This window comes from Myxococcus sp. CA033 (assembly GCF_013336625.1).
Lineage (GTDB): Bacteria > Myxococcota > Myxococcia > Myxococcales > Myxococcaceae > Myxococcus > Myxococcus llanfairpwllgwyngyllgogerychwyrndrobwllllantysiliogogogochensis.
In genome coordinates this window covers 318,077-342,083 of record NZ_JABUMU010000005.1, presented here as the reverse complement: position 1 = coordinate 342,083, position 24,007 = coordinate 318,077, and the positions used below count along the sequence as shown (strand labels likewise).

The following is a 24,007-nucleotide window of genomic DNA, read 5'->3' as shown; positions in this document are numbered from 1 at the left end:
CCGTGGGCGGCAAGCTGTGGGGCATGATGAGCGGCATGGTGGAGGACGAGTGGCTGTGGGGTTGGGACGCGACACCGGGCATCGTCTCGGTGTGGGCGGAGCCCGACGGCCGCGCGTCCATATGGCGGCGGATTCCGGGGACGGGGGAGCTGGTGCGCGAGGACGTGCGCTTCCGGCCCTGGCTGGTGCTCTCCACGCTGGAGGACCTGGACCACCTGGGCGCGCGGCTCAAGCCGGAGCGCGAGGGTTACGTTCCGGGCCGGGTGACGTTCCAGGAGTTGTCGGGGCCGGGGGCGCTGCGCTTCCTCATCCGCGCGGAGGATGGGCGCGCGCTGGCGTCGGACGTGCTGCAAGGCGTGTCGCGGCGGCTGGGGCGCCCGTATTCGAACCTGCGCGACTTGAGCCCGGGCACGGTGCTGTCGCTGCCGCCGGAGGAGCAGTACCTCACGGCCTCCGGTCGCACGTACTTCCGGGGGCTGGGCTTCGACGAACTGCACCGGCTCCAGTTCGACCTGGAGACCACGGGGTTGGACCCGGGCAGGGACCGCATCTTCCTCATCGCGCTGCGCGGGCCTCAAGGCGAGCCGGAGGTGCTGGAGGCGCACGGTGAAGGTGACGCGGCGGAGGCGGACCTGCTGCGCCGCTTCGTCGAGCGGGTGCGCGTGCTGGACCCGGACGTCATCGAGAACCACAACCTGCACGGCTTCGACCTGCCGTTCGTCGCGCGGCGCGCGAAGCTGCTCAACGTCTCCCTGCCCCTGGGCCGCGCGGGAGGTCCCGGGTTGCGGCACCGGCCGTCCGCGCGAGGCTCGGCGCTGGGACGCGGCGCGGAGCGCAGCGCGGACCCGATGCGGCGCGCGCGCTTCACGGTGCCCGGACGCGAGTTCATCGACACGATGGACGCGGTGCTGCGGCACGACTTCGCCGTGCGAGACCTGCCGGGCCACGGGCTCAAGGCCGTCGCGCGGCACTTCGGCATCGCGGGGCCGGCGCGCGAGTACATCCCGGGCGCGCGCGTGCACGAGGTCTTCCAGACGGACCCGGAGCGCGTGCGGCGCTATGCGCGCGACGACGTGGGGGAAGCGGAGGGACTGGCGCGACTGCTGGGCGGGGCGGCCTTCGCGCTCGCTCGCATGGCGCCCCGCCGCTACGAGCGACTGGCGGACGCGGGCGCGGCCACGGGGGTGTTGGACCCGCTGCTGGTGCGGGCGTACCTGCGGGCGGGGGCGGCGCTCCCCGCGCACGAGGAGGGAGATGGCACGTCGCACAGCGGCGCGGCGCTCCACCTGTTCGCCACCGGAGTGGCCCGGCGCGTGGTGAAGGCCGACGTGGCCAGCCTCTATCCGTCGCTGATGCGCGAGTACCGCATCGGCCCGAAGCGGGACCGCCTGGGGGCGTTGCTGTCGATGGTGGACCGGCTGACGGACCAGCGACTGGCGGCGAAGAAGCGGGCGCGCGCGGCGGCGCCGGGCTCGTCCGAGCGACACGAGAACGAAGCGCTCTCCGCGGCGATGAAGCTGGTCGTCAACTCGGCCTATGGCTACCTGGGCGCCTCCGGGCTGACGCGCTTCTCGGACGTGCACGCGGCCAACGAGGTGACGCGGCGTGGGCGCGCGGTGCTGGCGCTCCTGTGTCGCGAGCTGGCCCGCAGGGGCGTCACGCTGCTGGAGGCTGACACGGACGGCGTGTACTTCGCGGTGCCGGAGGACTGGCGCGAGGAGGACGAGCGCCGGGTGGTGGCGGAGGTCGCCGCGCTGTTGCCCCAGCGCGTCCAGCTCGAGTTCGACGGCCGCTATGCGGCCATGCTCTCGCATGAACCGAAGAACTACGCGCTCCAGGCCTACGACGGGACGCTGCTGCTCAAGGGCGTGGCTTTCCGCTCCAGTCGCGCCGAGCCCTTCGGTGAGGCCTTCCTGCGTCGCGCGGTGCGCTGCCTGCTGGCCGGAGACCTCGCGGCGGTTCGGGACGTGTATGTCTCCACGGTGATGGCGCTGCGCAGGCGACAGGTGCCCACGACGGAGGTCGCCGCGCACGTCCGGTTGACGAAGGACTCCGCGCAGTACGGCGCGTTGCGCGAGCGCCGGCGCGAGCTGCCCTACGAGGCCATGCTCGCGGCCGGAAGGAAGAGCTGGGGCTCCGGCGAGCACATCCGCGTCTACCGAGCCGTGGGGGGACGTGCGGGGCTGTTGCCGGAGCCGGAGCCCGACGACATCGGGAGCACTTCCTCTGATGCGGGGAACGAACCGCGCGACTACGACGTCGAATACTACGTGCGGCTGTTGAAGGAGACGTTCGCCGCGCGGCTGGTGCGGGGGCTGACGCCGCTCGACTTCTCCACCGTCTTCGATGACCCGGGCCAGCCGTCCCTCTTCACGCCCTCGCTCGCGCACGCGAAGCCCATCCTCACCGTGGTGGCGGAGCCGCCGGAAGACGAGGCGCCGGAGGACTCGCGGGCGGACGAGTCCCCGGGAGGTCCGTAGGTTGAATCGCCCGCTCGCCAACGTCCGGCGGGGTGTGTTGGCTTCTGGGCAGGTGAGGGAAGGGCGCGTGGGACCGCCGTGTAGGATTGAAGCCGCTGACGAGAGGTCCAGGTCGCTTCATGCAGCGCAAGTCCGCCGACCAGGGGGAATCGACCGCGGGGCACTCATCCGGAGCGAGCGCCCTGGTTCGTCGGCGCGTGCCCACGCTGACCATCGTCTCGCACCCCGACCTTCAGCGAGCGGGGGAGCGGGTGCTGCTCGAGGTGATGGAGACGCTGGGCGTGCCCATGTCCGTGTCGCGCAACGGACCGGACTTCGCGCGACCGGGCGCGAGCGGCGCGCGGCCCTTGGACGACCCGTTCCTCAGTCGCACGCCGTTGATGCTGGAGCCTCGGCCCCACGGTGGGCTCCGGCTGATGTCTCCGATGCAGGGCACCCACGTGCGAGTCGGCGACCTGACCGTCAGGAGCGGCGGCGTGGAGCTGACGCAGGCGGAGCTGGGCGCGGGTGTGCCCCTGGTGCTCGCCGAGCGCGTGGTGTTGTTGCTGCACCTGACGTCCGTTCCGGGCCCGAGAGCCGGTGGGGACCTGGGACTCGTGGGGCCCTCCGAGCAGCTCCAGCAGCTCCGGGACGACATCCTGCGCGTGGCGGACCTCCAGGTGCCGGTGCTCATCCGAGGTGAGACGGGCACGGGCAAGGAGCTGGTGGCGCGCGCCATCCACGAGCACGGCCCGCGTCGCTCGGCGCCCTTTGTCAGCGTCAACCTGGGCGCGCTCTCCAAGGAGCTGGTGGCCTCGGAGCTGTTCGGCGCGCAGCGAGGCGCGTACACGGGGGCCAGCAGGGACCGTGAAGGCTTCTTCCGCGCCGCGCATGGCGGCACCCTGCTCCTGGACGAAGTGGGGGAGGCTCCCGCCGAAGTGCAGACGGCGCTCCTGCGCGTGCTGGAGACGGGCGAGGTGTATCCGGTGGGCAGCCATGTCCCGGTGCCCGTGGACGTGCGGCTCGTCGCGGCGACGGACGCGGACCTGGAGACACGCATCGCGGAGCGGCTCTTCAAGGCGCCGCTCCTGCACCGGCTGGCGGGCTTCGAGCTGCGGGTGCCCGCCTTGCGCGAGCGCCGCGAGGACATGGGCCCCCTGTTCCTCCACTTCGCGCGTCGGGAACTGGCGGTCATCGGTGAGGCACATCGACTGATGGCGGGAGATATCCGTGGCGAGCCCTGGCTGCCCGCGTCCCTGGTGGCGCGGCTGCTGCGTTATGCGTGGCCCGGCAACGTGCGGCAGTTGCACAACGTCACCCGGCAGCTCGTCATCGGGAGCCGGGGGCTCTCCCAACTGCGCGTGGAAGCGCACCTGGAACAGCTGCTCGACTCCGCGACCACACCCGTCGGGGGACGCGCGCTTCCAGAGCCCGCCTTGCGCTGGGCCGACGTGGATGCCTTGGGGAGGACCTTGATGCCGGGAGTGTCCATCCGTCGGCGGCCGTCGGACGTGGGGGAGCAGGAGCTGCTGGCGACCCTGCGCGCCAGTGGGTGGGACCTCCAGGCGACCGCGGTGCGGCTGGGCATCTCCCGGTCCTCCGTCTACCTGCTCATCGATAAGAGCACGCTCCTGAGGTCCGCGGGCGAAGTGAGCCCCGAGGAACTCACCCGGTGCTTTCATGAGTGCGCGGGTGACGTCGATGAGATGGCGCAGCGCCTGGAGGTCTCCCGCCGCGCGCTCCTGCGCCGCATCCGCGAGCTCGGCCTGGACGGCGTCTGACGTTCGGGCGCGCCTGGCTGTTCAGAAGCTGTCCTCCCTCCGGGTGGGGACGTTGAATCCAGAGCGCCCCTGCGTCAGAGCTGGCGCGTCCGGAAGGCACTGGGAGGCCATGGGATGTGGTCAGCACCGACGGTGGACGCATCCTCTCGCGGCACGTCCCTGGCGCTCCTGACGGCGGGGGACCTGGCGGGCACCCTCGTCTTCGCCGTCGAGGGCGCGCTGACGGCGGCGCGCGCGGGGCTCGATGTCTTTGGGGTGCTGGTGCTCGCGTTCGCCACCGCGCTTGGAGGAGGACTCGTGCGCGACGTGCTCCTCGGGGCCGTGCCGCCGCTGGCGATTCGCGACTGGCGCTATGCGACGACCGCGTTCGGCGGTGGCGTGCTGGTGGTGCTGGTGAGTGGCCCCTTGGGACACGTCCCACCCACGCTGTTGCTGGCCCTGGACGCCGCGGGGCTCGCCCTCTTCACGGTGACGGGCGCGGGCAAGGCGCTCTCTGTCGGGGCGCCCGCGCTGACGGCCTTGCTGCTGGGCGCGATGACGGGCGTGGGGGGAGGAACGATTCGAGACCTGCTGTTGGCGCGAGTCCCGCTCGTGCTGCGCGCGGATGTCTACGCGGTGGCGGCGCTGGTGGGCGCGGGCGTGCTGCTCGCGGCGCGTCGGTGGGGAGCGTCGGCGGTGCTCGCGGCGAGCCTGGGCGCCGTGGCCTGCTTCGGCTTGAGGATGCTGGCCGTCCTCCAGCACTGGCGGCTTCCCTCCGTGCCAGTGCCGTGAGAGGCGGTGGACCCGCTGGCGGGACTCAGCGATAGCGCCGCTCCACCTCGAGGATGGGGATGTCGTTGGCGCTCATGTCGCGGCGGCGCATCAGTCCCTCGGCGTCGAACTCCCAGTGCTCGTTGCCATGGGTGCGGAACCATTGCCCCGTGGCGTCGTGCCACTCGTATTCGAAGCGCACGGAGATGCGGTGCTCGGTGAAGCACCACAGCTCCTTCATCAGCCGGTAGTCCAGCTCCCGGGCCCACTTGCGCCGCAGGAAGTCCGTGATGGCCTCGCGCCCCCGGAAGAACTCGGTGCGGTTGCGCCACTCGGAATCCTCCGTGTAGGCGAGCGCCACCCGCTCGGGGTCTCTGCTGTTCCACGCGTTCTCGGCGGCCTGGACCTTGGCGCGGGCCGTCTCCAGCGTGAAGGGCGGGCGAAGAGGGGAGGGCATGTCCTGCTCCTGTCTTGGGATGGGAAGCAGGGCCTCCCATGGAAGTGAAGCCTCCACCCATTGCACCCCCCGTGCCCTCGCCGCGCTCGCTGCTGACGCCGGACTGAACCAGGATGCGTACTTCACTCGTCACCACGAAATCTCGGGGTGGACGAGAAGTCGTGGCGACCCGAGGCGCGCCTGGGTAAGCAGGAGCGATGTACGCCGAGGCGCTCCAGTCCATCTCCCTGGCCATGGCCCAGGTCCGCTCGGTGGACCTGCTGCTCGCGCGCATCGTCCAGGGGCTCGCCGCGCAGCCGGATGTGGCGCTGGGCCGCATCTGGCTCATCGCGCCGGGTGACCTCTGTGGGACGTGTCCCATGCGCGCCGAGTGTCCGGACACCTCCCGGTGTCTGCATCTGGCGGCGAGCGCGGGGGGCTCCCGGAAGAGCGACGAGGCGTGGTCAGGTCTGGAGGGAGCCTTCCGGCGCTTTCCCCTGGGCGTGCGCAAGGTGGGCCAGGTCGGGGCGACCGGAGAGGCCGTCCTCCTCCAGTGCGCCTCCGGAGATGCGGACTGGCTGGTGCGGCGGGAGTGGGCGCGCCGCGAGGGCATCCAGAGCTTCGCGGCCCAGCCCCTCGTCTTCCGGGGCGAGGTGCTCGGGGTGCTGGCCGTGTTCAGCCGCCGCAAGCTGGGGCGCTCGGAGTTCTCGTGGCTGCGTGCGTTCGCGGACCATGCGGCGGTGGCCCTCTCCAACGCGCGGGCCTTCGAGGAGGTGGCTCGGCTGAGAGGGCAGCTCGAGCTGGAGCGCGACTATCTGCGGGAAGAAGTGAAGGACGCGCTCTCCTTCGGAGAAATCGTGGGCCGCGGGGGTGCCCTCCGGCGGGTGCTTCAGCAGATTCAGCCCGTGGCGGCCACGACGGCCAGCGTGCTGATTCTCGGGGAGTCGGGGGTGGGCAAGGAACTCATCGCCCGTGCCATCCACGAGCAGAGCCCTCGCCGGGAGCGGCCCCTCATCCGCGTCAACTGCGCCTCCATTCCCCGGGAGCTGTTCGAAAGCGAGTTCTTCGGCCACGTGCGAGGGGCCTTCACGGGAGCGCACCGGGACAGGGCGGGCCGCTTCCAGGCTGCTGACGGGGGAACGCTCTTCCTCGACGAGGTGGGGGAGATTCCCCTGGAGCTGCAGGGCAAGTTGCTGCGGGTGCTCCAGGAGGGCTCGTTCGAGCGCGTCGGTGAGGACGTCACGCGCAAGGTGGACGTGCGCATCATCGCCGCCACCAACCGGGACTTGAAGGGGGAGGCGGCGGCGGGTCGGTTCCGCGAGGACCTCTACTACCGGTTGAGCGTCTTCCCCATCGAGGTGCCGCCGCTGCGTCAGCGACTGGAGGATGTCCCGCTGCTCGCCGAGCACTTCCTCGAACGTGTCTCCGCACGGCTCAAGGTTCCCGTGCCCCGGATGAGTCAGGCCCAGGTGCAGGCGCTCCAGCGCTACGACTGGCCCGGCAACGTCCGAGAGTTGGAGAACGTCCTGGAGCGCGCCGTCATCCTCTCGCGCGGTGGGAGGCTGCGGTTGGACCAGGCCCTTCCGGAGGGCCGCCAACCGATGACGGGGGGCACCGCCTCCTTCCTCACCGAGCGGGAGTGGCGCCGCCGGGAGAAGGACAACCTGAAGGCGGCCCTGACCGCGGCGGGCGGCAAGGTGTACGGCCCGGGTGGCGCCGCCGAGTTGCTGGGCCTGGCTCCAACGACGCTGGCCTCCCGACTCAAGGTGCTGGGCATCAAGGTCCGCTGAGCGGCACCGCGCGTTCGTGACGCCGCGCCACGAGACTTCGTGATTCACGAATTGTCGTGGTCCCCGGACTCCCCGCGTCAATGTTTCAACTCAGTAGCAATTGACTCAGGGTGGTGTGAATCGCCGGATTATCCGCCCATCCGGAAACTATTGTATCTGAATTGACGATATTCCGGGATGACTGGCCGCTCCGGCCCCCTCCTGGAGTCTCGCGTGCTTCGTGCGCCGTGTTTGCCGCTGTGCCTGCTCGTCTTGGGGTTGTCCTCCACCGCCCTGGGACAACCCTTGGTGGACGCGGGGGCACCCTTCGGGATGCTTCCCCTGATTGACGAGGTGAACTGCGGAGACCCCGCGGATCCTCATCCCGTCATCCACGGCGCCAACAGCACCTCGACGATTCGCTCCCTCACGCTGGACGGGGTGACGCGTCCGGTGCGCGCGATGACGATGGGGCCGCGGGCGAAGTCCTTCTCCTACAAGCTGGGGGCGGGCAAGGGGCTCCAGGCCGGACGTGCCTACCTGTTGGTGGTGGAGTACCCGGATGACGAGTCGCGACTGATGGGGGTGGCCAACAAGGGCGCCGACAAGTTCCGGGGCATCAGCACCGGCACGTCCATTGGAGACTTCCGGGAGCAGTACGCCTATCCCAATCCGGAGTCGCTCAAGTATCCGCTGTCGCGCAAGTGGCAGCAGTTCCGGCAGTTCTTCTACCTGCATGACCGCTTCGCGCCCATCGTCGGTCAGCGCAACGTGGAGGACACCCGGCGCCCCGAGGGACCGGCGAATGGCTTCTGGGTCTCCGTGGGGCACTTCGCGCGCCATGGCTCACCGACGGACAAGGGCACGGCCGTCTCGCGCATCCGGCTCTTCGAGGTTCCGAATCCCGCGAGCCTGGACCTGGCCATCAACTATCCGCCTGCGCCGCTGCCTCGCAGGCATGTCTTCTGGCGGGAGGAGATGAACGACGACACGGCCATCTGCGCGCAGGGCGCGGAGACGGACTGTCAGCCCGCGACCTCGCCCGGCACGTGGTTCGACTACCGCATGAAGCAGGCGAAGTTCCTCGGCATCGACACGTACGGGCACGACCTGATGGAGTTTGGCTACACGGAGGGCTGGGACGCGGACTCGTTCTCCGCGCCGCCGTGGTACGTGCAGCCCAGGGACCCGACGCTGTGGGCCACGGCGGTGTCTCGCGCGGCGGCCAACGGGTTCTCCGTGCTGCCCTATTACGAATACACCGGTGCCATCTCCGGTGAGCGCGTCTACACGAGCACGTCGTGCGTGCAGGACTCCGATTGCAAGTCCATCTCCAAGTGGCACACCTGCATCGAGCCCTGGCAGCAGCCGCCGGTGTGTGGGCTCAAGCCGCTGGGTGAGCAGCGCCGATGCAAGCCGCTGTTCGACCGGGACGGGGACATCTACTCGCCCATCTACTGGGCGGACGACAACTGCGTGGATGTGTCGGACCCGGATGCGCTGGCGGACGTGAAGAAGTTGATGGACGCCACGGTGCTCCACTTCAAGAGCCAGGTGAACTTCCTGGGTGCGTGGTTCCGCACGCGCCCCACGGACCTGCCGGTGAGCTTCGCGCCGGAGGCGCTTGGCCGGTTCTCGAGCGACACGGGTCAGAGCGTGTCGCGCCCCATGCTCCAGACGAACGTCACGCTGCGGGCGCAATACTACGCGTGGTGGTTCGGCAAGCGGCGCGCCTTCCTGGAGGCCATCCGCGACTATCTCCGGCAGAACGGCGTGGCGAATGCGCAGGTCCTCTTCACGCCGTATCCGGAAGAGGGGCTGCCCACGCCGGAAGACCTGCCGGACATGGCGGTTACCGTCACGGACGATCCGGCCGCATGGTCCGTCATCGACAACCAGGGGTGCTGCGCGCCGGGTGACACCACGGACCTCTGCTGTCAGTACCGCTATCCCCCCACCGAGCCCGCCGCGTTCCTCCAGGACGGCACGTACCGCAAGGCCCTCACCTCGGACGAACTGCCGCCCACCGAGCACCTGAACCGCAGCTGGGGCGAGCCCTTCAACAGCTTCCCGCCGGCGGACCCTGACCGCTACAAGACCTCGGAGGGCGTCTACCTGACGTATCCGTTCAATCGCCTCTACAGCGTGGCGGACAGCGCTCTGCTCAACCGCTTCCGCACCGCGTCCGGTCTGGCGATGGTGCACCACTTCCCGCTGAACGAGGACGACGGCAAGGGCGACTACGCCAAGGACACGGCGGACGAGCGTTATGGCAACTGGCCGATGGGGGGCTTGTGGGGTTACCTCTCCATGTCGGTGGACCGGCAGGGGCCGTACTCCATGCTGGCCGAGGCGCGCGCGGTGGCCAACGGGGACCCGACGCTGCTCGGATATCTCGAAGCCTCGTCCATCAGCCGTGGCTTCCCCGAGTACACGCGGGCCTTCCATGCGGCGTATCTCGCGCTGCCCGCGTTGCCGAGCACCGTGGTGGCCGGCGCGGCGTCGGACGCGGAGGTCGTCGTGCGGAAGATGGTCTCGGCGCAGGGCAACTTCTACGCGGTGGTGAACACGTCGATGCAGTCGAAGCAGGGCGTGACCATCACGCTGCCCGGCGAGACGCAGCCCATCGTGGACCGGGTGAGCCGAGGCATCGTGTCCGGTGCGAACCTCAATCTGTACCCGGGCCAGCTCCTGGCGTGGCAGGTGGGAGGCGCGACGGGCGGCGGGACGGATGGTGGAACGGGACCGACGGACGCGGGCTCGGGGCCAGGGTGTCTTGACGCCACGGGCATGGGGGACGCGGAACCGTTCAAGGCGCTAGGCGCGGACGCCGAGGCGGAGCAGGGCTGTGGCGGTTGCGGCACGCGTGGGGGAACGGGCGCCATCACGCTGATGGGGCTCATGGGGCTCGCGCTGTGGTTGCGTCACCGACGCGCGTGAGGAAGCACGACGGCGGGTGACGCGCACCAGGTCCGCCGTTTCCGCCGAGGCTTCAGTGTGGAGCGGCGGGCCCTGGGTGTGGGTTTGCCTGCCGGGGCTCGCCTCCGTCGCTGTCGGACGCGAGCGTCATGCGGCGTGGCGATGGCTGGCGGACGTTTCCGACGCGGGCGCCCCCGTCATGCCGCTCGTCCCGACGCCGTGCCGGTATGCCCGTGCTTTACTCCCGCCGTTCAGGCCGTCCGCCGCAGCCAAGGAGCAGGAACCGGTGAAGAAGCTCGTCAATGAGCCCAGGGCCGTCGTGAGGCAGATGCTGGAGGGATTCGTCGCGCTCGCTCCGGGGCAGGTGTTGCTCGACGACGAGACGGTGGTCATCCGCGCCGACACGCCGGCCGACCCTCGACAGCGCAAGGTCTCCATCATCTCGGGGGGTGGCAGCGGGCATGAGCCGGCGCACGCGGGCTACGTGGGCGCGGGCATGCTCGACGCGGCGGTCGCCGGGGACGTGTTCACCTCCCCGAGCACGGACGCCGTGCTCACTGCCATCCGCGCGGTATCCGGCCCCGCGGGCTCGCTCCTCGTGGTGAAGAACTACACCGGTGACCGGCTCAACTTCGGCCTCGCAGCCGAGCTGGCCCGCGCGGAGGGCATCCCCGTGGAGGTCGTCGTGGTCGCCGATGACGTCGCCCTGCGCGACACCGTCGAACCCGCGCGACGTCGCGGCATCGCCGGCACCGTGCTCGTCCACAAAATCGCGGGCGCCGCCGCGGCTGCGGGCCTGTCCCTGAAGGACGTGCTCCGTGAAGCGCAGGCGGCCTCGGCGGAGCTCGGCACCATGGGCGTCGCGCTCGGCCCGTGCACCGTCCCCGCGGCGGGCCGTCCTGGCTTCACGCTGGGCGACGATGAAATCGAGCTGGGCCTGGGCATCCACGGTGAGCAGGGCGTGCGACGCGTCCCACTCCAACAGGTCGATGCGCTGGTGGACACGTTGCTCTCCACCATCATCGAGGACCGGAACCTCGAAGCACGCACCCCGGTGGCCCTGCTCGTCAACGGACTGGGTGGCACTCCACCGATGGAGCTGGCCATCGTCACGCGTCGAGCACTGACGCTCCTTCGCGAGCGCGGCCTGCGAGTGGAGCGGGCCTGGACCGGGACGTTCCTCTCCGCGCTGGAGATGCCGGGCTGCTCGCTGTCCGTGCTGAAGCTGGACGACTCGCGCCTCGCCCGGCTCGACGCGAAGACCACCGCGCCCGCATGGGGAGGGGAGGGCCGCCTCGCACCCGAGCGGCCCGTGCGTTCCGTCCCCGCCACGCCGCTCACACCTCCCAGCCAGGAGGCACGTCAACCGGGAATGGAGCGCGTGAAGGAGGCCGCGCTCGCCGTGGCCACGGCCTTCGAGGCGAGCGAGACACGCCTCACGGAGCTCGACAGCGCGGCGGGAGACGGGGACCTGGGACTCAGTCTGTCGCGCGGCGCCGCGGCGATTCGCGCCCTGCCCGAGTCCTCCTGGACGAATCCCTCGCGAGCCCTCACGTCCATCGGTGATGCCCTGCGGCGCGCCATCGGAGGAAGCTCGGGGCCGTTCTACGCCACGGCGCTGCTGCGCGCCGCGCGTCGGCTCTCCGAGGGCTCCACCGATGCTCCCGCCTGGGCGGACGCGTTCGGCCTCGCCGTCGACGCGGTGGCGCAGCTCGGCGGAGCCCGGCCCGGAGACCGCACCATGCTCGATGCGCTCAAGCCCGCCGCCGATGCCTTCGCGCGAGAGCTGAAGGCCGGAAGGTCGACCGCCGAGGCCTGGGCCGCGACGGTGCGCGAGGGTGAGCAGGGCGCGGAGGCCACCGCGCGCATGCAGCCTCGGCTCGGACGCGCCAGCTACCTGGGGAGCAGGGCGCTTGGTGTGCCCGATGCGGGCGCCGCCGCCGTCGTTGTCTGGTTGAAGGCGCTCACGCCCTTCATCGGATGAGCGTTGGAGAGTTGCCCGGCGGCGCGGCCCGCTCCGGCGGACCACCGACGGGCCGGATGGCTTCCCTGGGACGACGCGGAGGACGCCAGCCGAGCGATACCCTCAAATAGGGCGCCGGGCCCGTGGACTGGAGCAACCCCAGCTCCACCCGGTCCCGGTCCTTGTCGAGCAGCGCATAGTCGTTCAGGAAGTCGAGCCCGATGGACGAGCTGACCCAGAGGTTTCCATTGCCCAGGCGCGCATTCACCGTGGGGCCGAAGCGCAGTGCCGTCTCCCGGATGTAGTGCGGCTTGGGGCCCTGCTCGTCATACGGGATGCGAGAACGGAAGACCTGCTGATCGAACATGCCGGTGATGCCCAGCTCCAGCCCGTCGCCCACCTTGTACAACATGGCGAGCCGAGGCAGGCCCACCTCCAGGATGTACGGCCCCTTGCGGTACGCGAAGGCAATCATGGGGACGACGGGCGTGGCGTCGAACGGATACAGCGCCACCAGTCCGAACGTCAGCCGCACGTCCGGGTCTCCTCCAATCAGGTAGTTCGCCATGGCGAAGCCCGCCCACGAGGTGTCCAGCCCGAAGTCGAAGGAACTCTTGAAGTCCGTGCGCGTGTTCGCCACCGCGCCTGTCACCAGCATCCACCGGGATGTGAGCGGACGAATCAGCGTGAGTCCGAGCTGGAAGCGATGGAACTGTCTTCCCAGCTTCTCCTCGGCGACGTCCGCGAGCGGGCCGTGCTGCTCCAGCCCCATGAAGCGCGTCTCGTAGCCGAAGGAGGGCACGAGCACCGTGCGACCCAGGAACACGGGCGGGAGAGGGAGGCGCAGCTCCAACTGCTTGCGCTCATCCAGTCTGCCGCCTTGTGAGCCAATCTCGGTGCCGCGCGCGAAGGTGACGCCAACGTAGGCCCGGTCCTCCGTCGTCTGCGCACCCGCCGTCTGGGCGAAGAGCAGCGCGCAGGCGAGCAGCGCTCCCTGGGCGGCCACGCCCCGAGCACCCGCGCTCCAGAGCGTCGAAACCCACCGGACAGTCCTGGTCAATGCCACGCAGACCTCACACCGTTTTCCCGGCCGAAGCTCCCAGTATACCCGGAGCCGAGCGGCCAAGGCTTCTCATGGAGGTTCGACCAGGACATTCCACTCGTCAGGAGCCGGGCGGACTCCTAGCCTGGATGCATGACGCTCTTCGAAAAGTTGCTCCAGGAACCCTCGCTCCACGCTCACGCTGGCTCGGCCGCCAAGCGGGCCTCGCTCAAGGCGAAGCTGTCGCCCTCGGCCGAAGTGAAGCAGGTGGCCACGGACCTGAGGATCTCCGAGGGACAGGACCAGCTTCTCGACGCGAAGAGCGTCACCGTGAAGGGCAACCTCATCATCGAGGACCAGGGCCGCCTGCTCGTCGCGGGAGACCTGGTGGTGGAGGGCAACATCATCCACGAGGGCTTCGACTACTCGCTGCTCTTCGTCGGAGGCTCGCTCAAGGCGAACAACCTCCTCTTCCACGGAGAGATTGTCGTGCTGGGCGACTTCGCCCTCCAGGGTGTGGCGTGGACCTACTACAGCGACTACTCCGCCTACGCGGACACGCTGTCCGCCCGGCTCGTCGTCTCGGATGACCGCGAGGACGCCATCGACAAGGTGCGCGCGCCGCAGCACCTCGTGGGCCATTCCAGCGAAATCGGTCCCAAGCTGGGCAAGCTGCTCCACAAGGGGCTGGTGGATGAGGAGGGCGAGTGGTCCTACACCACGCTCGCGAAGAAACTCCTGAAGAAGGAAGAGCTGCTGCCGTGACGTGAGCCCCGGCCAGGGCCTCGCTCCAACGGTCCGCTCGGCTCAAGGACTTGCAGGTAAAACGAGAAAGACATCCGGATTGTCTGCGCCATCCGGAGACCTCCTGTGTCTCGGGGATAACCCCCCTCTCTTCGTCCCCCCGGGCGAAGGGCCTCTCGAGGTCGATCGATGCGCATCCCGATGGATTTTCCGAGGGCGCGGCTCGCCGCGTTCCTGCTAGCGCCCCTGCTGTCGATGTCCTGCGCGGGAGGCGCTCCTGACGAGTCGCTTCCCTCTGGAGACGGCGCCCCCGAAGTGGGCGCGCTCCCCACGACGCCGGACGCGGACCTGGCCGCCGCCGCCGCGCCTTCACTCGCGACGGTGCTCGTCGCGACGGGCGCGTCGTGGCGCTACCTGGACACGGGCGTGGACCTGGGCACGACGTGGTCGGCGACGGGCTTCTCCGACGCGGCCTGGCCCGCGGGTGCTTCGCCGCTGGGCTACGCGGAGACGGACCTGTCCACGGCGGTCTCCTACGGCTCCAACGCGACGAACAAGCACATCACCACGTACTTCCGGCACGCCTTCACCGTCGCGGACGCGGCGCGGGTCAGCGAGCTGCTGGTGCGGCTGCAGCGGGATGACGGGGCCATCGTCTACCTGAACGGCACGGAGGTCTTCCGCAGCAACCTGCCCGCCGGAACGGTGGGCTACCGTACGCTGGCGCCCGCCACCGTCTCGTTGCCCGCGGAAGAGCAGACGTGGATGAGTCAGGCCGTCGACGTGGCGGCGCTGCGCACGGGGACGAACGTCCTCGCGGTGGAGTTGCACCAGTCCGCGGCGAACACGTCCGATGCGCGCTTCAACCTGGAGCTGAGCGCCACGCTGACGACCGCGCCGACGCCCATCTCCGCGTGCTACCCGTTCGACATGCCGACGACGGCGGCGCTGCGCGCGGCGCCGAAGAAGGTCTTCGGTTTCTATTACCCCATCTTCCCCATCTCCATCGACAACGCGCAGCCCGCGTCGGACTACTGGACGGGCTGGATGACGCCCGAGTCGCGCAACGGCGAGTACGCCAACATCGGTGGACTGATGAGGGACCGGCCGTTGCCCCGCGCCCCCTGGGCCGACAGCGCGTGGCGGCAGCGTGATTTCGAGACGGAGGTGCGCCGCGCGATTGCCTCCGGCATGGATGGCTTCCTCTACGAGCACCCGTACCGCGTCTCGTCCGACACGCGGAACAACCAGCTCACCGTCATGCTCGCCGCGGCGGCGGCGGTGGACCCGGAGTTCCGCATCGTCCTCAGTCCGGACTTCCCCACCGAGGCCGCGGGCACCACGGATGGACTGGTGTCGATGATTGCCTCCGTGGCCAATCACCCGTCCGTGCACAAGCTCGATGGCGCCATCGTCCTCGCCACCTTCAACCCCGAGCGCAAGTCGGTGGCCTGGTGGACGGAGCTGAAGACGCGGCTGGCGGCGCAGAACATCCAGGTCACCTTCTGGCCGCTCCTGTCGTACACGGGCGACGTGACGAAGTACGCGGAGTGGAACCCCCTGGTGACGGGCTTCTCCACGTGGGGCGAGCGCACCGCGCAGTCCGCGGAGAACATGCGCCGCTGGAGCGTGGAGTCGCACCGCCGAGGCAAGAAGTGGATGTCCCCCGTCGCGTTCGAGGACGTGCGCCACAAGCTCACCGACAGCGAGAACAGCAGCCGCGTGTACTGGGAGGCGCAGAACAGCCTCGCGTTCCGCTCGCAGTTCGAGAAGGCGATTGAGGGCGACGCGGACTGGGTCACCCTGCTGACGCTGACCGACTACGGCGAGTCGTGGATGACGGCGTCGCAGGAGCGCGGCTACGTCATCATGGATTGGATTGCGTACTACACCACGTGGTTCAAGACGGGTCAGCGGCCCACCATTGTCCGCGACACGCTCTACTACACGCACCGCCGGCACCGCACGGATGCGCCCTTCAACGCCGCGAAGCAGACGGCGCGCGTGATGAAGCTGCGGGGCGGGGTCGCCGCGTCCAACCAGGTGGAGCTGCTCGCCTTCCTCAAGGAGCCGGGCCGGCTGGTCATCACCCAGGGCACCGACGTGCGCACGCTGGATGTGACGAGCGCGGGAGTGACGGCCTTCCAGGCGGCGCTGGTCCCCGGCACCACGCCTGTCTTCGAGCTCCAGCGCAACGGTGTCACCGTCCAGCGCCTGGAGAGCAAGACGCCCATCCTCGCGCAAACCGTTTATCAGGACCTCATGTATCACGCGGGCGGCGGACGCTCCTGCACGCGGCCCTGAGCGTCGACGGGCGCGGGCCCGGAGGATAGGGTCCGCGCCGTGACAACGCGTTACGGCTTCATCGACAAGAAGGGGGAGCTGGTCATCCCCAGCCCCCATGGCACGCCCTTCAGCTTCAACGAAGGCCACGCTCGCATGCCCGTCGAGGGCGGCTGGGCCTTCATCGACGTGAAGGGCCAACGGACGCTCGACGTGAAGCGTGCGTTCACCGGCTTCAGCGATGGGCTGGCCCTGACGGACGCGGGCTTCATCGACGTGAAGGGCAAGCTCGTGTTGCCGGTGGAGTTCAAGGCGAACTTCACGAAGTACGTCGTGGCCGGGGCGACCTACGTCAACGTGGGGCGCTTCGGCTCGGGGCTCGCGCCGGTGATGCGCGCGGGGGCGAAGGGCTCCGATTCGTACATCAACCACAAGGGCGAGGTGGTGCTGGACGGGTTCGGCGGTGGACTCGCCCGGCCCTTCTTCGACGGCAAGGCACACGTCGTCTTGAAGGAGCGCCCCAAGGCAGAGCAGAGCCGGCTCATCGACCCCAAGGGCCAGTGCCTCGCCAGCTTCGACTTCGAGACGATGGGTCGCTTCTCGGACGGGCTGGCGCTGGTCGTGAAGGGCAAGAAGTTCGGCTTCGTGGACGAGTCCGGCGCCTGGGTGCTGGAGCCTGGCTTCTCGAACTGGGACACGAGCCTGACGGAGTGCGCGTTTCGCGAGGGGCTTGCTCCCGTGAAGCAGAAGGGCGCCTATGGCTTCATCGACCGGAAGGGGGCCCTGGTCATCGAGCCCCGCTTCCAGGCGGTGAATGGCACGTTCTCGGAAGGGCTGGCCGCCGTGAAGGAGAACGGCCTGTTCGGCTACCTGCGCCCGGACGGAAGCTGGGCGGTGACACCCCGCTTCGCCTCCGCTCAGCCCTTCTCCCACGGGCTGGCCGTGGTGTTGAACGGCTGACGACGCGCGCTACTTCGACGGCGTGTCGGTGCCCGTGGTCAGCAGGTGCGCGGGCACGGGCGTGGCGGTGGCCACGTTCCAGCTGTCGGGGCGGCCGGCCACGTCACCGGTGGGCCGCACGCCGTTGCCCAGCACGCCCGTCTTGTTCCGGCCCCAGGAGTAGATGGTGCCGTCCGTCGCGGTAGCGTAGTTGTAGAACGACTGCGCGGTGTTGTGCAGGGCCGTGAAGGTAACGCCCGGGGCCACCTGCACGGGGCGGAAGACCATCTTCTCGTACTTGCCCCAGTCCCAGTTGTATGGGGAGTGGTAGGTGGCGAAATCCAGCATCGCTCCATTGCCCACCTCGCCCAGCGCGCTGTCGCCCCAACCCCACAGAGTTCCGTCGTCCAGAATCACATGGGTAACGTGGCCGCTCGCGGAGACGTGGACGACCTTGTGCGTACCGAACTCCGGGAATGACAACTTCACGGGCGTGGACACCGGGTACCAACCGCCTTGCGGTGGGCCGAGCCCCAGGTACGTCCCCTCGAGGCCCCACCCCCACAGGCTTCCGTTCTCGTCGAGCGCGACAACCCAACGGGCACCTCCCGCGGCGAGTTCCTTCACCTTGACGGGGATGTTCAACGAATTCGGTCGCGCATAGTCCGGGTTGTTGCCCCTGCCCAAGGTCTCACCGGCGGCGCTGCCGCCCCAGGCCCAGACCTTGCCGGTGTCATCGAGCGCGAAGATGCTGCTGTCGTTCGTGGTGAAGCTCGTGATTCGCACGCCCTGCGGCAGCGGGACGCGCACGGGCCGGGTGATGTTGCGCGGCTCCGTGTTGCCGTCTCCCGCGATGCCCAGTGTGTCTCCAATCGCCTTGCCGCTCATGCCCCAGACCCAGACGGAGCCGTCCGCCTTCAGCGCCATGTTGAACAGCAGCGCGCTGCGCACCGCGATGACGTTGTCGAACGTCGCGCCGGTGGCGTCCTGGAGGATGAGGTACGGCTGGCCGTTGTTCGGCGTCGTCGTGCGGTTGGGGTAGTCGTTCGTGGTGCCGTCGCCCCGCTGGCCGTAGAGGTTCTGTCCAAAGGTCCAGACGCGGCCCTGGACGTCGAGCGCGACGCTCTGGAAACCGCCGCCCGCCACGTCCTTGAAACGCAGCTCCGCGGGCAGGGCGATGTCGATGGGCGGGACCTGGTTGTATGGGTTGGCGTGGCCGACGCCGAGCTGCCCGGCGCGGTTGGAGCCGATGCCCAACACCCGACCGTTCACCAGGTAGAACAACTGGTACTCGGCGCTGGCGATGCGGGTCAGCCCCGCGAGGCTGTCGGTGGGCCCTCCACCCGCGTCCTGCGTTCCCGCATCCTGAGTCCCCGCGTCTGGTGCTCCCGCGTCTTGTGTTCCCGCGTCGTCGCCGGCCACCTCGACGAACCCCGTGTCTGGAGGGTCCTCCGTTCCCGAATCATCGGACGATGCGGAGCACCCCATGAGGACCACGGCGAGCGAGACGAAGAGCGTACGGAAAAGTGACATGTGTCTATTGTCACTTGATTGCCGCAACAAAGGGAAGTCAGGCGGAGATGGACTCCGTCCGACATCCTTCAATCGCCCCCGGTCGCGGGGCTGACCTGCCTGCTCACTCGGGCCCGCGAGCCTGGCCTTCAGAGGGGAGACCGGCGTGGATGTGAAAGCCGACGCGAGTCCGTGTACCTTGGGTGGCATGTCACGCGGACGCGGTTGGATTTTGTGGGTGGCGGCCTTCGCCTACTGGACCTTGCAGGGGCTTGCCGCCTCCAGTGAGGCGCACTCGGTGCGGGGCGTGTCCTGGGCTCATGCGCTGCTCACGGATGGCTTCGCCACCGCGCTGTGGGCGCCCGTCACCATCGCCGTCGTGTACTACGGCCTGCGCTTCCCCTTCGAGCGGCGTCGCTGGCGCTCCCGTCTGGCGCTGCATGTGGGCGGCGCGCTCGCCGTCTCGTTCTTCCGCGCCACGGTCATCTACTCGCTGGACCCGTACTTCCACTGGTACGACGCGCCCCCCGCCTACACGGCCGTCCTCGAGCACGCGCTGCTCTACAACCCGTTCATCTACCTGACGCTCCTGGGCGTGGCGCACGCCATCTACTACGCCGAGCAGCTCCGGCTTCGGGACACCCAACTCGCCCGCGCCCAGCTCCACGTCCTCAAGTCCCAGCTCCACCCGCACTTCCTCTTCAACACGCTCAACTCCATCTCCGCCCTGGTGCACCGGGACCCGATGGGCAGCGAGCGGATGATTGCTAGGCTCAGTGACTTGCTGCGGGGCACGCTGGATGCCGCGGGCCGCGAGGAGGTGACGCTGCGGGACGAACTGCGCACCCTCCAGCTCTACCTGGACATCCAGGGCGTGCGCTTCACGGACCGGCTCCAGGTGAAGCACGAAATCGAGCAGGACACGCTCGGCGCCCACGTGCCGCACCTGTTGCTCCAGCCCCTGGTGGAGAACGCCATCCAGCATGGCATCGCCCCCCGCTCCGCCCCGGGCACGGTGACGGTGTCCGCCCGGCGTGAGGGCTCGGCGCTGCTCCTGGAGGTCCGCGACGACGGCGTCGGGCTGCGCGAGGCGACCACGCCCAGGACCTCGGGGGGCGGCAAAGGCCTGTGGATTACGCGGGAGCGGCTGGTCCAGCTCTATGGCCCGGACCACCGGCTGGAGCTGCGCGGACGCTCGGAGGGTGGGGCGCTGGTGTCCCTGGCCATTCCCTTCCGGACGGAGCCGGCGACATGACTCCGCCCATCCGCGTGCTCATCGTCGACGATGAGCCGCTGGCCCGGGAGCGACTGAAGGAGCTGCTCGCGGACGAGTCGGACATGGCCGTCATCGGCGAGTGTCGCGACGGTGTGGAGGCTATCGCCGCCATTGGCAGGGAGCGTCCGGACCTGGTCTTGCTGGACGTGCAGATGCCGGAACCCGACGGCTTCGGCGTGCTGCGCGCGGTGGCCCAGGAGCAGCAGCCGGCGGTCATCTTCGTGACGGCGCACCGGGACTTCGCGGTGCAGGCGTTCGAGGCCAACGCGCTCGACTACCTGCTCAAGCCGTTCGACAGGGAGCGCTTCCGCCTCAGCCTCGCGCGGGTGCGCGAGCGCCGCCGCACCGGGGCCATGGAGTTGGACTCGGATCTCATCGAGCGGCTCGAGTCGCTGTCGCAGCGCCTGCCTCCCACGTCGGAGCCCTACGCGACGAAGTTGGTGACCAAGGTGGGCTGGCGCATGCGGTTTCTTCGCGTGGAGGACATCGACTACCTGGAGGCGGAGGGGAACTACGTCTCCGTCCACCTGGGGAAGCAGTCGTACCTGGCGCGCGAGACGATGAACGCGCTGGAGGCGAAGCTGGACCCGAAGGACTTCGTGCGCGCGCACCGCTCGCTCATCGTCCGCGTGGACCGCATCGAGGAAGTGGAGCCGCTGCCCCCGGGCGAGTTCGTGCTGACACTGAGGGATGGCACGAAGCTGACGTCCGGTCGGAGCTACCGCGCCAGGCTCCAGCGGGCCCTGGACCTGCCCTCCTGAGCGGGGTGGGGCGGCGATTCCACCGTTGGCCCCAGGACCTCCACCGTTCGTCACAACTCCATCGCGAGTCTCGGGAGGTCGGGCGACTGTGTCTCCAACACAAGGAGACGTCGCATGAATCGATTCACCCCTGGGAAGTCGTGGTCTCTTGGCCTCTTCGTCGCCATGTCCTCCATGACGATGGCGTGCGCCGCGCAGGAGCCTGAGTCCGCCAAGGTGGCGGAGGCGCTCGGCGCGCAAGAGGTGTCCAGCGAGTCGTTGCGGTTCCTGACCTGCCCCGCGGGCGGCAGCATGTTCGCGCCGGGAGAGGTCTCCCTCCCGGACCGCTCGGAGTACCGGCTCACCTTCTCCTCGGACGGCAACACGGCGTACTACCACGTGGATGCGGCGGAGGCGCCGTTCCAGGCCATCTACGAGACGCACAAGGTGAACGGCCACTTCACCCCCGGACAGTTGGTGTCCTTCTCCGGCACGTACCTGGACACCGACCCGTTCCTCACGCCGGACGGCAACTCGCTGTTCTTCTCGTCCACCCGTCCCGTGACGGGCACCGAGGAGCGCGCGGACTCGGACCTGTGGGTGGTGCACAAGCAGGCGGATGGAAGCTGGGGCGCGCCGCAGCACCTGGGCCCCAACGTCAACTCGGACCGCCAGGAGCTCTACGTCAGCGCGACGCGTGATGGGACGGTGTACTTCGCCAGCGGCACGTTCGACTCGGACTTCAACATCTACCGCTCGGAGCGCCGCGGCCCCGGCTACGCCCCCGCGGAGAAGCTGGGCACGGGCGTCAACAGCCCGGACTACTGGGAGTACAACTCGCACATCTCCGCGGACGGCCGGGTGCTCATCTTCGCCTCGCTGAACCGTCCGGAGGGTCACGGCCTGGGAGACCTGTACGCGAGCATCAACGTCGGGGGGCGCTTCACCAAGGCCATCAACCTGGGGCCGGCGGTGAACACGGAGAAGGACGAGTTCCACCCTTCGCTGAGCGTGGACGGGCGTCACCTCTACTTCGTGCGGCAGACGTGGGCGCCGTTCGTGCCGTCGGACTTCTACCAGCTCGACACCTACTGCCTGCTGTTCCAGTGACGGCGAGGGAGACCGCCACCCGGGGCGGCGCTCTCTTGACGTGAAGCAAGGCGGGGCGGGCGGGGAGTGGCGCAGGGGCACTCCACGCTCGCCTCGCTGTTTCGTCGGGGGGGATTCAGCCGGCGATGTGCCGCGCGCCTATCGCGAGGCGCGCTTCCCACGTGCGGCGGCGGCCTGCGTGGCGTACTGCCCGGGCGCGCGTCCCACGAGCGCCTTGAAGTCCCGGATGAAGTGGGACTGGTCGAAGTAGCCGAGCTGGAGCGCGAGGCTCGCCATGTCGGGCGCGTCCGCTCGCGCGAGCTGCTCGGCGGCTTCGTGCAGGCGATAGCGCTGGATGACCCACTTGGGGCTCACGCCCACGGCCGCGCTGAAGCGCCGCTGGAGGTTGCGCGGCTCCAGCCCCGCGAGCGCCGCCACCTGCTCCATCCGCGTGAGGGACGCGTCCACGGCGAGCCGCTCCACCAGGTCGCGCATCCGCGCAATCGGCTCGGGCATGGCGGGCATTCGAGGCCGCAGGAAGTCCTCGGCCAGCACCATGCACCGCCGCACGTCCGGCTCCGCGAGGATGGCGTCCTTGAGCGCGATGCTCTCCTGGCCGAACACGGAGCGCAGGCTCACCGTCCGGTCCGTGAGGCGCGACAGCGGGGCCTTGAGCCAGGGCTGGAAGGCGGCGGGACGGAACTTGATGCCGAACACGCACGACTGTCCCTGGAGCCTGCGGTGGAACCGGCGTGACTGCACGCCCGCGATGCGCGCCTGTCCCCGCTCGAACACCAGATGCACGCAGGGGTGGGGCAGGGTCTCCGCCAGCAGGGGCGGCTCGCCGCGCAAATCCCAGCGCACCGTCCAGAAGTGCTGGATGAACGCTTCCAGGTCAGCGGAGGGAGCGAAGCGCTCGTGCGCAATCCTGCCCTCGGGGGCGGGGCGCTGAAGGACGCCACGGGGCGCGTCGATGCGAGGGCGGCTCACCGGCGGGCATTCTGTCGGCGTGTCGCGTTTTTGCAATCGGCGCGGAACAGGCACCTGTATCTGGTGGGCCACTCGATGAGGGGCCAGCGCATGATGAAGCCCGGGATGATGATGTTGTTGGCGTGGGCGCTCGGCGCCGTGCTCGCACAGGGATGCGCGGGCAGTCAGGCGACGGTTCCCCCACGGACAGGGAGCGAGACGAACATGACGAAGCGTGTACAAGGGCCTTTTGACGTCAAGGTGAAGCCCATGGCCCCGGATGAGGGCTCGGCGTCGTCGCCCATCGGACGGCTGTCCATTGACAAGCGGTACCACGGCGAGCTGGAGGGCACGGGGGTGGGGCAGATGCTCGCGACGATGGATGACGGCAAGTCGGGCGCCTATGTCGCGATGGAGCGCGTCACCGGAAGCCTCCAGGGGCGCAAGGGCAGCTTCTCCATCCATCACACCGGGCGCATGACGCGCGGCGCGTCCGAGCTCACCATCCTCGTCGTCCCCGACTCTGGAACGGACGAACTCAAGGGGCTCTCCGGCTCGATGCAGATTCAAATCGACGACAAGGGCGCCCACAGCTACGTGTTCGAGTACACGCTCCCCGACTCGCCGTGAGCGTCCCACCTGGAGCCGGGCATTCCTGCTCCCCGGCTCCCCGGCTCCGGTGAAAGGCGCCAGGCCCGAGGCGCGCAGGTCCGCTCAGCGCAGGACGGAGCGCCCCGCCTTCAGCTCCTGATGGAGCGACTCGCCGAGGACGAGCTGTCCGTCCTCACTGAGGACGTGGCTTTGGAGCACCGTCTCGAAGCCGCCAATGACGGCCTCCGGCTTCACCTCCCGCCACGTCTCGTCGTCGGAGATGAGCGCGCCCACGTCGAGCGCGCCGAACTCCACCTGGTGGCCATCCTCGATGAACACCTTCGCGCTGAGCTTCCCGCTCACGCCCAGCGTGTCCATGTCGAACGAGTTGGCGTAGAGCACGTTCTGCACCTCGAGGTTGCCCGTCACCCGCACCTCCGAGCCGCAGACCATGTCCCGCGCGCGCAGGTTCCCCATGACGTAGAGCTTGGAGAAGTCGTCCTCGTTGTAGAACTGGTCCGCGAGGCAGCCCGTCACGGTCAGGTTCCCCACGACGATGATGACGTCATTGGGCTCCAGCTCGAAGTCACCCTCGAACGTGAGGTCCCCCTGGCGCAGCGCGAACTGGAGGTGCTCGTCGTCTTCGCTGAAAGGCGTCTCGAGGAGGCTCTCGAGAATCATGTTCGCGCGGGCGCTGTCGATGGGGTCGAAGGAGTCAGCCATGCGAGGCACTCTAACGAGCGCC

General features: G+C 69.3%; 18 protein-coding genes. 13 read left to right on the top strand and 5 right to left on the bottom strand.

From position 1 onward, the window contains the following. Window positions 1–26 precede the first annotated feature (26 nt). The 3 genes from HUA78_RS16495 (at window position 27) to HUA78_RS16485 (ending at window position 5,011) form a co-directional block, all read left to right on the top strand. Window positions 27–2,480, top strand: a complete 2,454-nt coding sequence (locus HUA78_RS16495) for a DNA polymerase domain-containing protein (protein WP_174476755.1) — start codon at window positions 27–29, stop codon at window positions 2,478–2,480. A gap of 119 nt (window positions 2,481–2,599) precedes the next feature. Further along, window positions 2,600–4,240: a sigma 54-interacting transcriptional regulator gene (locus tag HUA78_RS16490; RefSeq protein WP_174476688.1), complete on the top strand. Its 1,641-nt coding sequence runs from the start codon at window positions 2,600–2,602 to the stop codon at window positions 4,238–4,240. Window positions 4,241–4,354: 114 nt separating this feature from the next. Then, a complete protein-coding gene (locus tag HUA78_RS16485; protein ID WP_174476687.1) occupies window positions 4,355–5,011 on the top strand; it encodes a trimeric intracellular cation channel family protein in 657 nt (218 codons plus the stop codon). 25 nt (window positions 5,012–5,036) lie between these two features. Here the strand turns inward: HUA78_RS16485 and HUA78_RS16480 are convergent, their stop codons facing one another. Next, window positions 5,037–5,447: a nuclear transport factor 2 family protein gene (locus HUA78_RS16480; RefSeq protein ID WP_174456456.1), complete on the bottom strand. Its 411-nt coding sequence runs from the start codon at window positions 5,445–5,447 to the stop codon at window positions 5,037–5,039. A gap of 197 nt (window positions 5,448–5,644) precedes the next feature. Here HUA78_RS16480 and HUA78_RS16475 point away from each other — a divergent pair, with 197 nt between their 5' ends. From HUA78_RS16475 to HUA78_RS16465, 3 genes are all read left to right on the top strand, one after another. Beyond that, entirely contained in the window at window positions 5,645–7,216 is a 1,572-nt protein-coding gene (locus HUA78_RS16475; protein WP_174466734.1) for a sigma 54-interacting transcriptional regulator, read from the top strand. A gap of 213 nt (window positions 7,217–7,429) precedes the next feature. Continuing rightward, the gene (locus HUA78_RS16470; protein WP_174476686.1) at window positions 7,430–10,135 is read left to right on the top strand and encodes a hypothetical protein; all 2,706 of its coding nucleotides are present in this window, start codon (window positions 7,430–7,432) and stop codon (window positions 10,133–10,135) included. A gap of 265 nt (window positions 10,136–10,400) precedes the next feature. Beyond that, entirely contained in the window at window positions 10,401–12,098 is a 1,698-nt protein-coding gene (locus HUA78_RS16465; protein ID WP_174476685.1) for a dihydroxyacetone kinase family protein, read from the top strand. On the opposite strand, the gene HUA78_RS16460 is transcribed toward HUA78_RS16465, so the two are convergent. Continuing rightward, window positions 12,088–13,143 (bottom strand): hypothetical protein, encoded by a 1,056-nt coding sequence (locus HUA78_RS16460; protein ID WP_174476684.1) that lies wholly within the window; start codon window positions 13,141–13,143, stop codon window positions 12,088–12,090. The two genes, HUA78_RS16465 and HUA78_RS16460, sit on opposite strands and share 11 nt — an antisense overlap. A 129-nt stretch (window positions 13,144–13,272) precedes the next feature. Between HUA78_RS16460 and HUA78_RS16455 the strand changes: the two genes are divergently transcribed. The 3 genes from HUA78_RS16455 (at window position 13,273) to HUA78_RS16445 (ending at window position 17,106) form a co-directional block, all read left to right on the top strand. Beyond that, window positions 13,273–13,884, top strand: coding sequence for a hypothetical protein (locus HUA78_RS16455; RefSeq protein ID WP_174456451.1), 612 nt, complete (start codon window positions 13,273–13,275; stop codon window positions 13,882–13,884). Window positions 13,885–14,052: 168 nt separating this feature from the next. Further along, window positions 14,053–16,167, top strand: coding sequence for an endo-1,3-alpha-glucanase family glycosylhydrolase (locus tag HUA78_RS16450; RefSeq protein ID WP_174476683.1), 2,115 nt, complete (start codon window positions 14,053–14,055; stop codon window positions 16,165–16,167). A gap of 39 nt (window positions 16,168–16,206) precedes the next feature. Continuing rightward, window positions 16,207–17,106, top strand: coding sequence for a WG repeat-containing protein (locus HUA78_RS16445; RefSeq protein WP_371745596.1), 900 nt, complete (start codon window positions 16,207–16,209; stop codon window positions 17,104–17,106). Window positions 17,107–17,115: 9 nt separating this feature from the next. On the opposite strand, the gene HUA78_RS16440 is transcribed toward HUA78_RS16445, so the two are convergent. Next, on the bottom strand, window positions 17,116–18,618 hold the full coding sequence (locus HUA78_RS16440) for a hypothetical protein (RefSeq protein WP_174462771.1): 1,503 nt from the start codon (window positions 18,616–18,618) through the stop codon (window positions 17,116–17,118). A 187-nt stretch (window positions 18,619–18,805) separates the two neighbouring features. Between HUA78_RS16440 and HUA78_RS16435 the strand changes: the two genes are divergently transcribed. The 3 genes from HUA78_RS16435 (at window position 18,806) to HUA78_RS16425 (ending at window position 21,723) form a co-directional block, all read left to right on the top strand. Further along, complete coding sequence (locus tag HUA78_RS16435; RefSeq protein ID WP_174456448.1) at window positions 18,806–19,852, top strand: sensor histidine kinase; 1,047 nt, start codon at window positions 18,806–18,808, stop codon at window positions 19,850–19,852. Further along, window positions 19,849–20,634: a LytTR family DNA-binding domain-containing protein gene (locus tag HUA78_RS16430; protein WP_141643908.1), complete on the top strand. Its 786-nt coding sequence runs from the start codon at window positions 19,849–19,851 to the stop codon at window positions 20,632–20,634. The genes HUA78_RS16435 and HUA78_RS16430 overlap by 4 nt, the downstream gene beginning before the upstream one ends. A gap of 114 nt (window positions 20,635–20,748) precedes the next feature. Further along, window positions 20,749–21,723 (top strand): PD40 domain-containing protein, encoded by a 975-nt coding sequence (locus HUA78_RS16425; protein WP_174456447.1) that lies wholly within the window; start codon window positions 20,749–20,751, stop codon window positions 21,721–21,723. A gap of 138 nt (window positions 21,724–21,861) precedes the next feature. Here HUA78_RS16425 and HUA78_RS47715 read toward each other — a convergent pair whose 3' ends face one another. Continuing rightward, window positions 21,862–22,692 (bottom strand): helix-turn-helix transcriptional regulator, encoded by an 831-nt coding sequence (locus HUA78_RS47715; RefSeq protein ID WP_174462770.1) that lies wholly within the window; start codon window positions 22,690–22,692, stop codon window positions 21,862–21,864. 90 nt (window positions 22,693–22,782) lie between these two features. Between HUA78_RS47715 and HUA78_RS16415 the strand changes: the two genes are divergently transcribed. Beyond that, window positions 22,783–23,301, top strand: coding sequence for a DUF3224 domain-containing protein (locus tag HUA78_RS16415; RefSeq protein WP_254614572.1), 519 nt, complete (start codon window positions 22,783–22,785; stop codon window positions 23,299–23,301). Between the two features lie 84 nt (window positions 23,302–23,385). Here the strand turns inward: HUA78_RS16415 and HUA78_RS16410 are convergent, their stop codons facing one another. After that, complete coding sequence (locus HUA78_RS16410) at window positions 23,386–23,985, bottom strand: hypothetical protein (RefSeq protein WP_174456445.1); 600 nt, start codon at window positions 23,983–23,985, stop codon at window positions 23,386–23,388. Between the last annotated feature and the right edge of the window lie 22 nt (window positions 23,986–24,007).

Bases quoted from the DNA above. Each gene is read 5' to 3' on its own strand.
- HUA78_RS16495 (WP_174476755.1), top strand. From the start codon at position 27: ATGAGCGGCATGGTGGAGGACGAGTGGCTGTGGGGTTGGGACGCGACA.
- HUA78_RS16490 (WP_174476688.1), top strand. From the start codon at position 2,600: ATGCAGCGCAAGTCCGCCGACCAGGGGGAATCGACCGCGGGGCACTCA.
- HUA78_RS16485 (WP_174476687.1), top strand. From the start codon at position 4,355: ATGTGGTCAGCACCGACGGTGGACGCATCCTCTCGCGGCACGTCCCTG.
- HUA78_RS16480 (WP_174456456.1), bottom strand. From the start codon at position 5,447: ATGCCCTCCCCTCTTCGCCCGCCCTTCACGCTGGAGACGGCCCGCGCC.
- HUA78_RS16475 (WP_174466734.1), top strand. From the start codon at position 5,645: ATGTACGCCGAGGCGCTCCAGTCCATCTCCCTGGCCATGGCCCAGGTC.
- HUA78_RS16455 (WP_174456451.1), top strand. From the start codon at position 13,273: ATGACGCTCTTCGAAAAGTTGCTCCAGGAACCCTCGCTCCACGCTCAC.
- HUA78_RS16450 (WP_174476683.1), top strand. From the start codon at position 14,053: ATGCGCATCCCGATGGATTTTCCGAGGGCGCGGCTCGCCGCGTTCCTG.
- HUA78_RS16440 (WP_174462771.1), bottom strand. From the start codon at position 18,618: ATGTCACTTTTCCGTACGCTCTTCGTCTCGCTCGCCGTGGTCCTCATG.
- HUA78_RS16435 (WP_174456448.1), top strand. From the start codon at position 18,806: ATGTCACGCGGACGCGGTTGGATTTTGTGGGTGGCGGCCTTCGCCTAC.
- HUA78_RS16430 (WP_141643908.1), top strand. From the start codon at position 19,849: ATGACTCCGCCCATCCGCGTGCTCATCGTCGACGATGAGCCGCTGGCC.
- HUA78_RS16425 (WP_174456447.1), top strand. From the start codon at position 20,749: ATGAATCGATTCACCCCTGGGAAGTCGTGGTCTCTTGGCCTCTTCGTC.
- HUA78_RS16415 (WP_254614572.1), top strand. From the start codon at position 22,783: ATGATGAAGCCCGGGATGATGATGTTGTTGGCGTGGGCGCTCGGCGCC.
- HUA78_RS16410 (WP_174456445.1), bottom strand. From the start codon at position 23,985: ATGGCTGACTCCTTCGACCCCATCGACAGCGCCCGCGCGAACATGATT.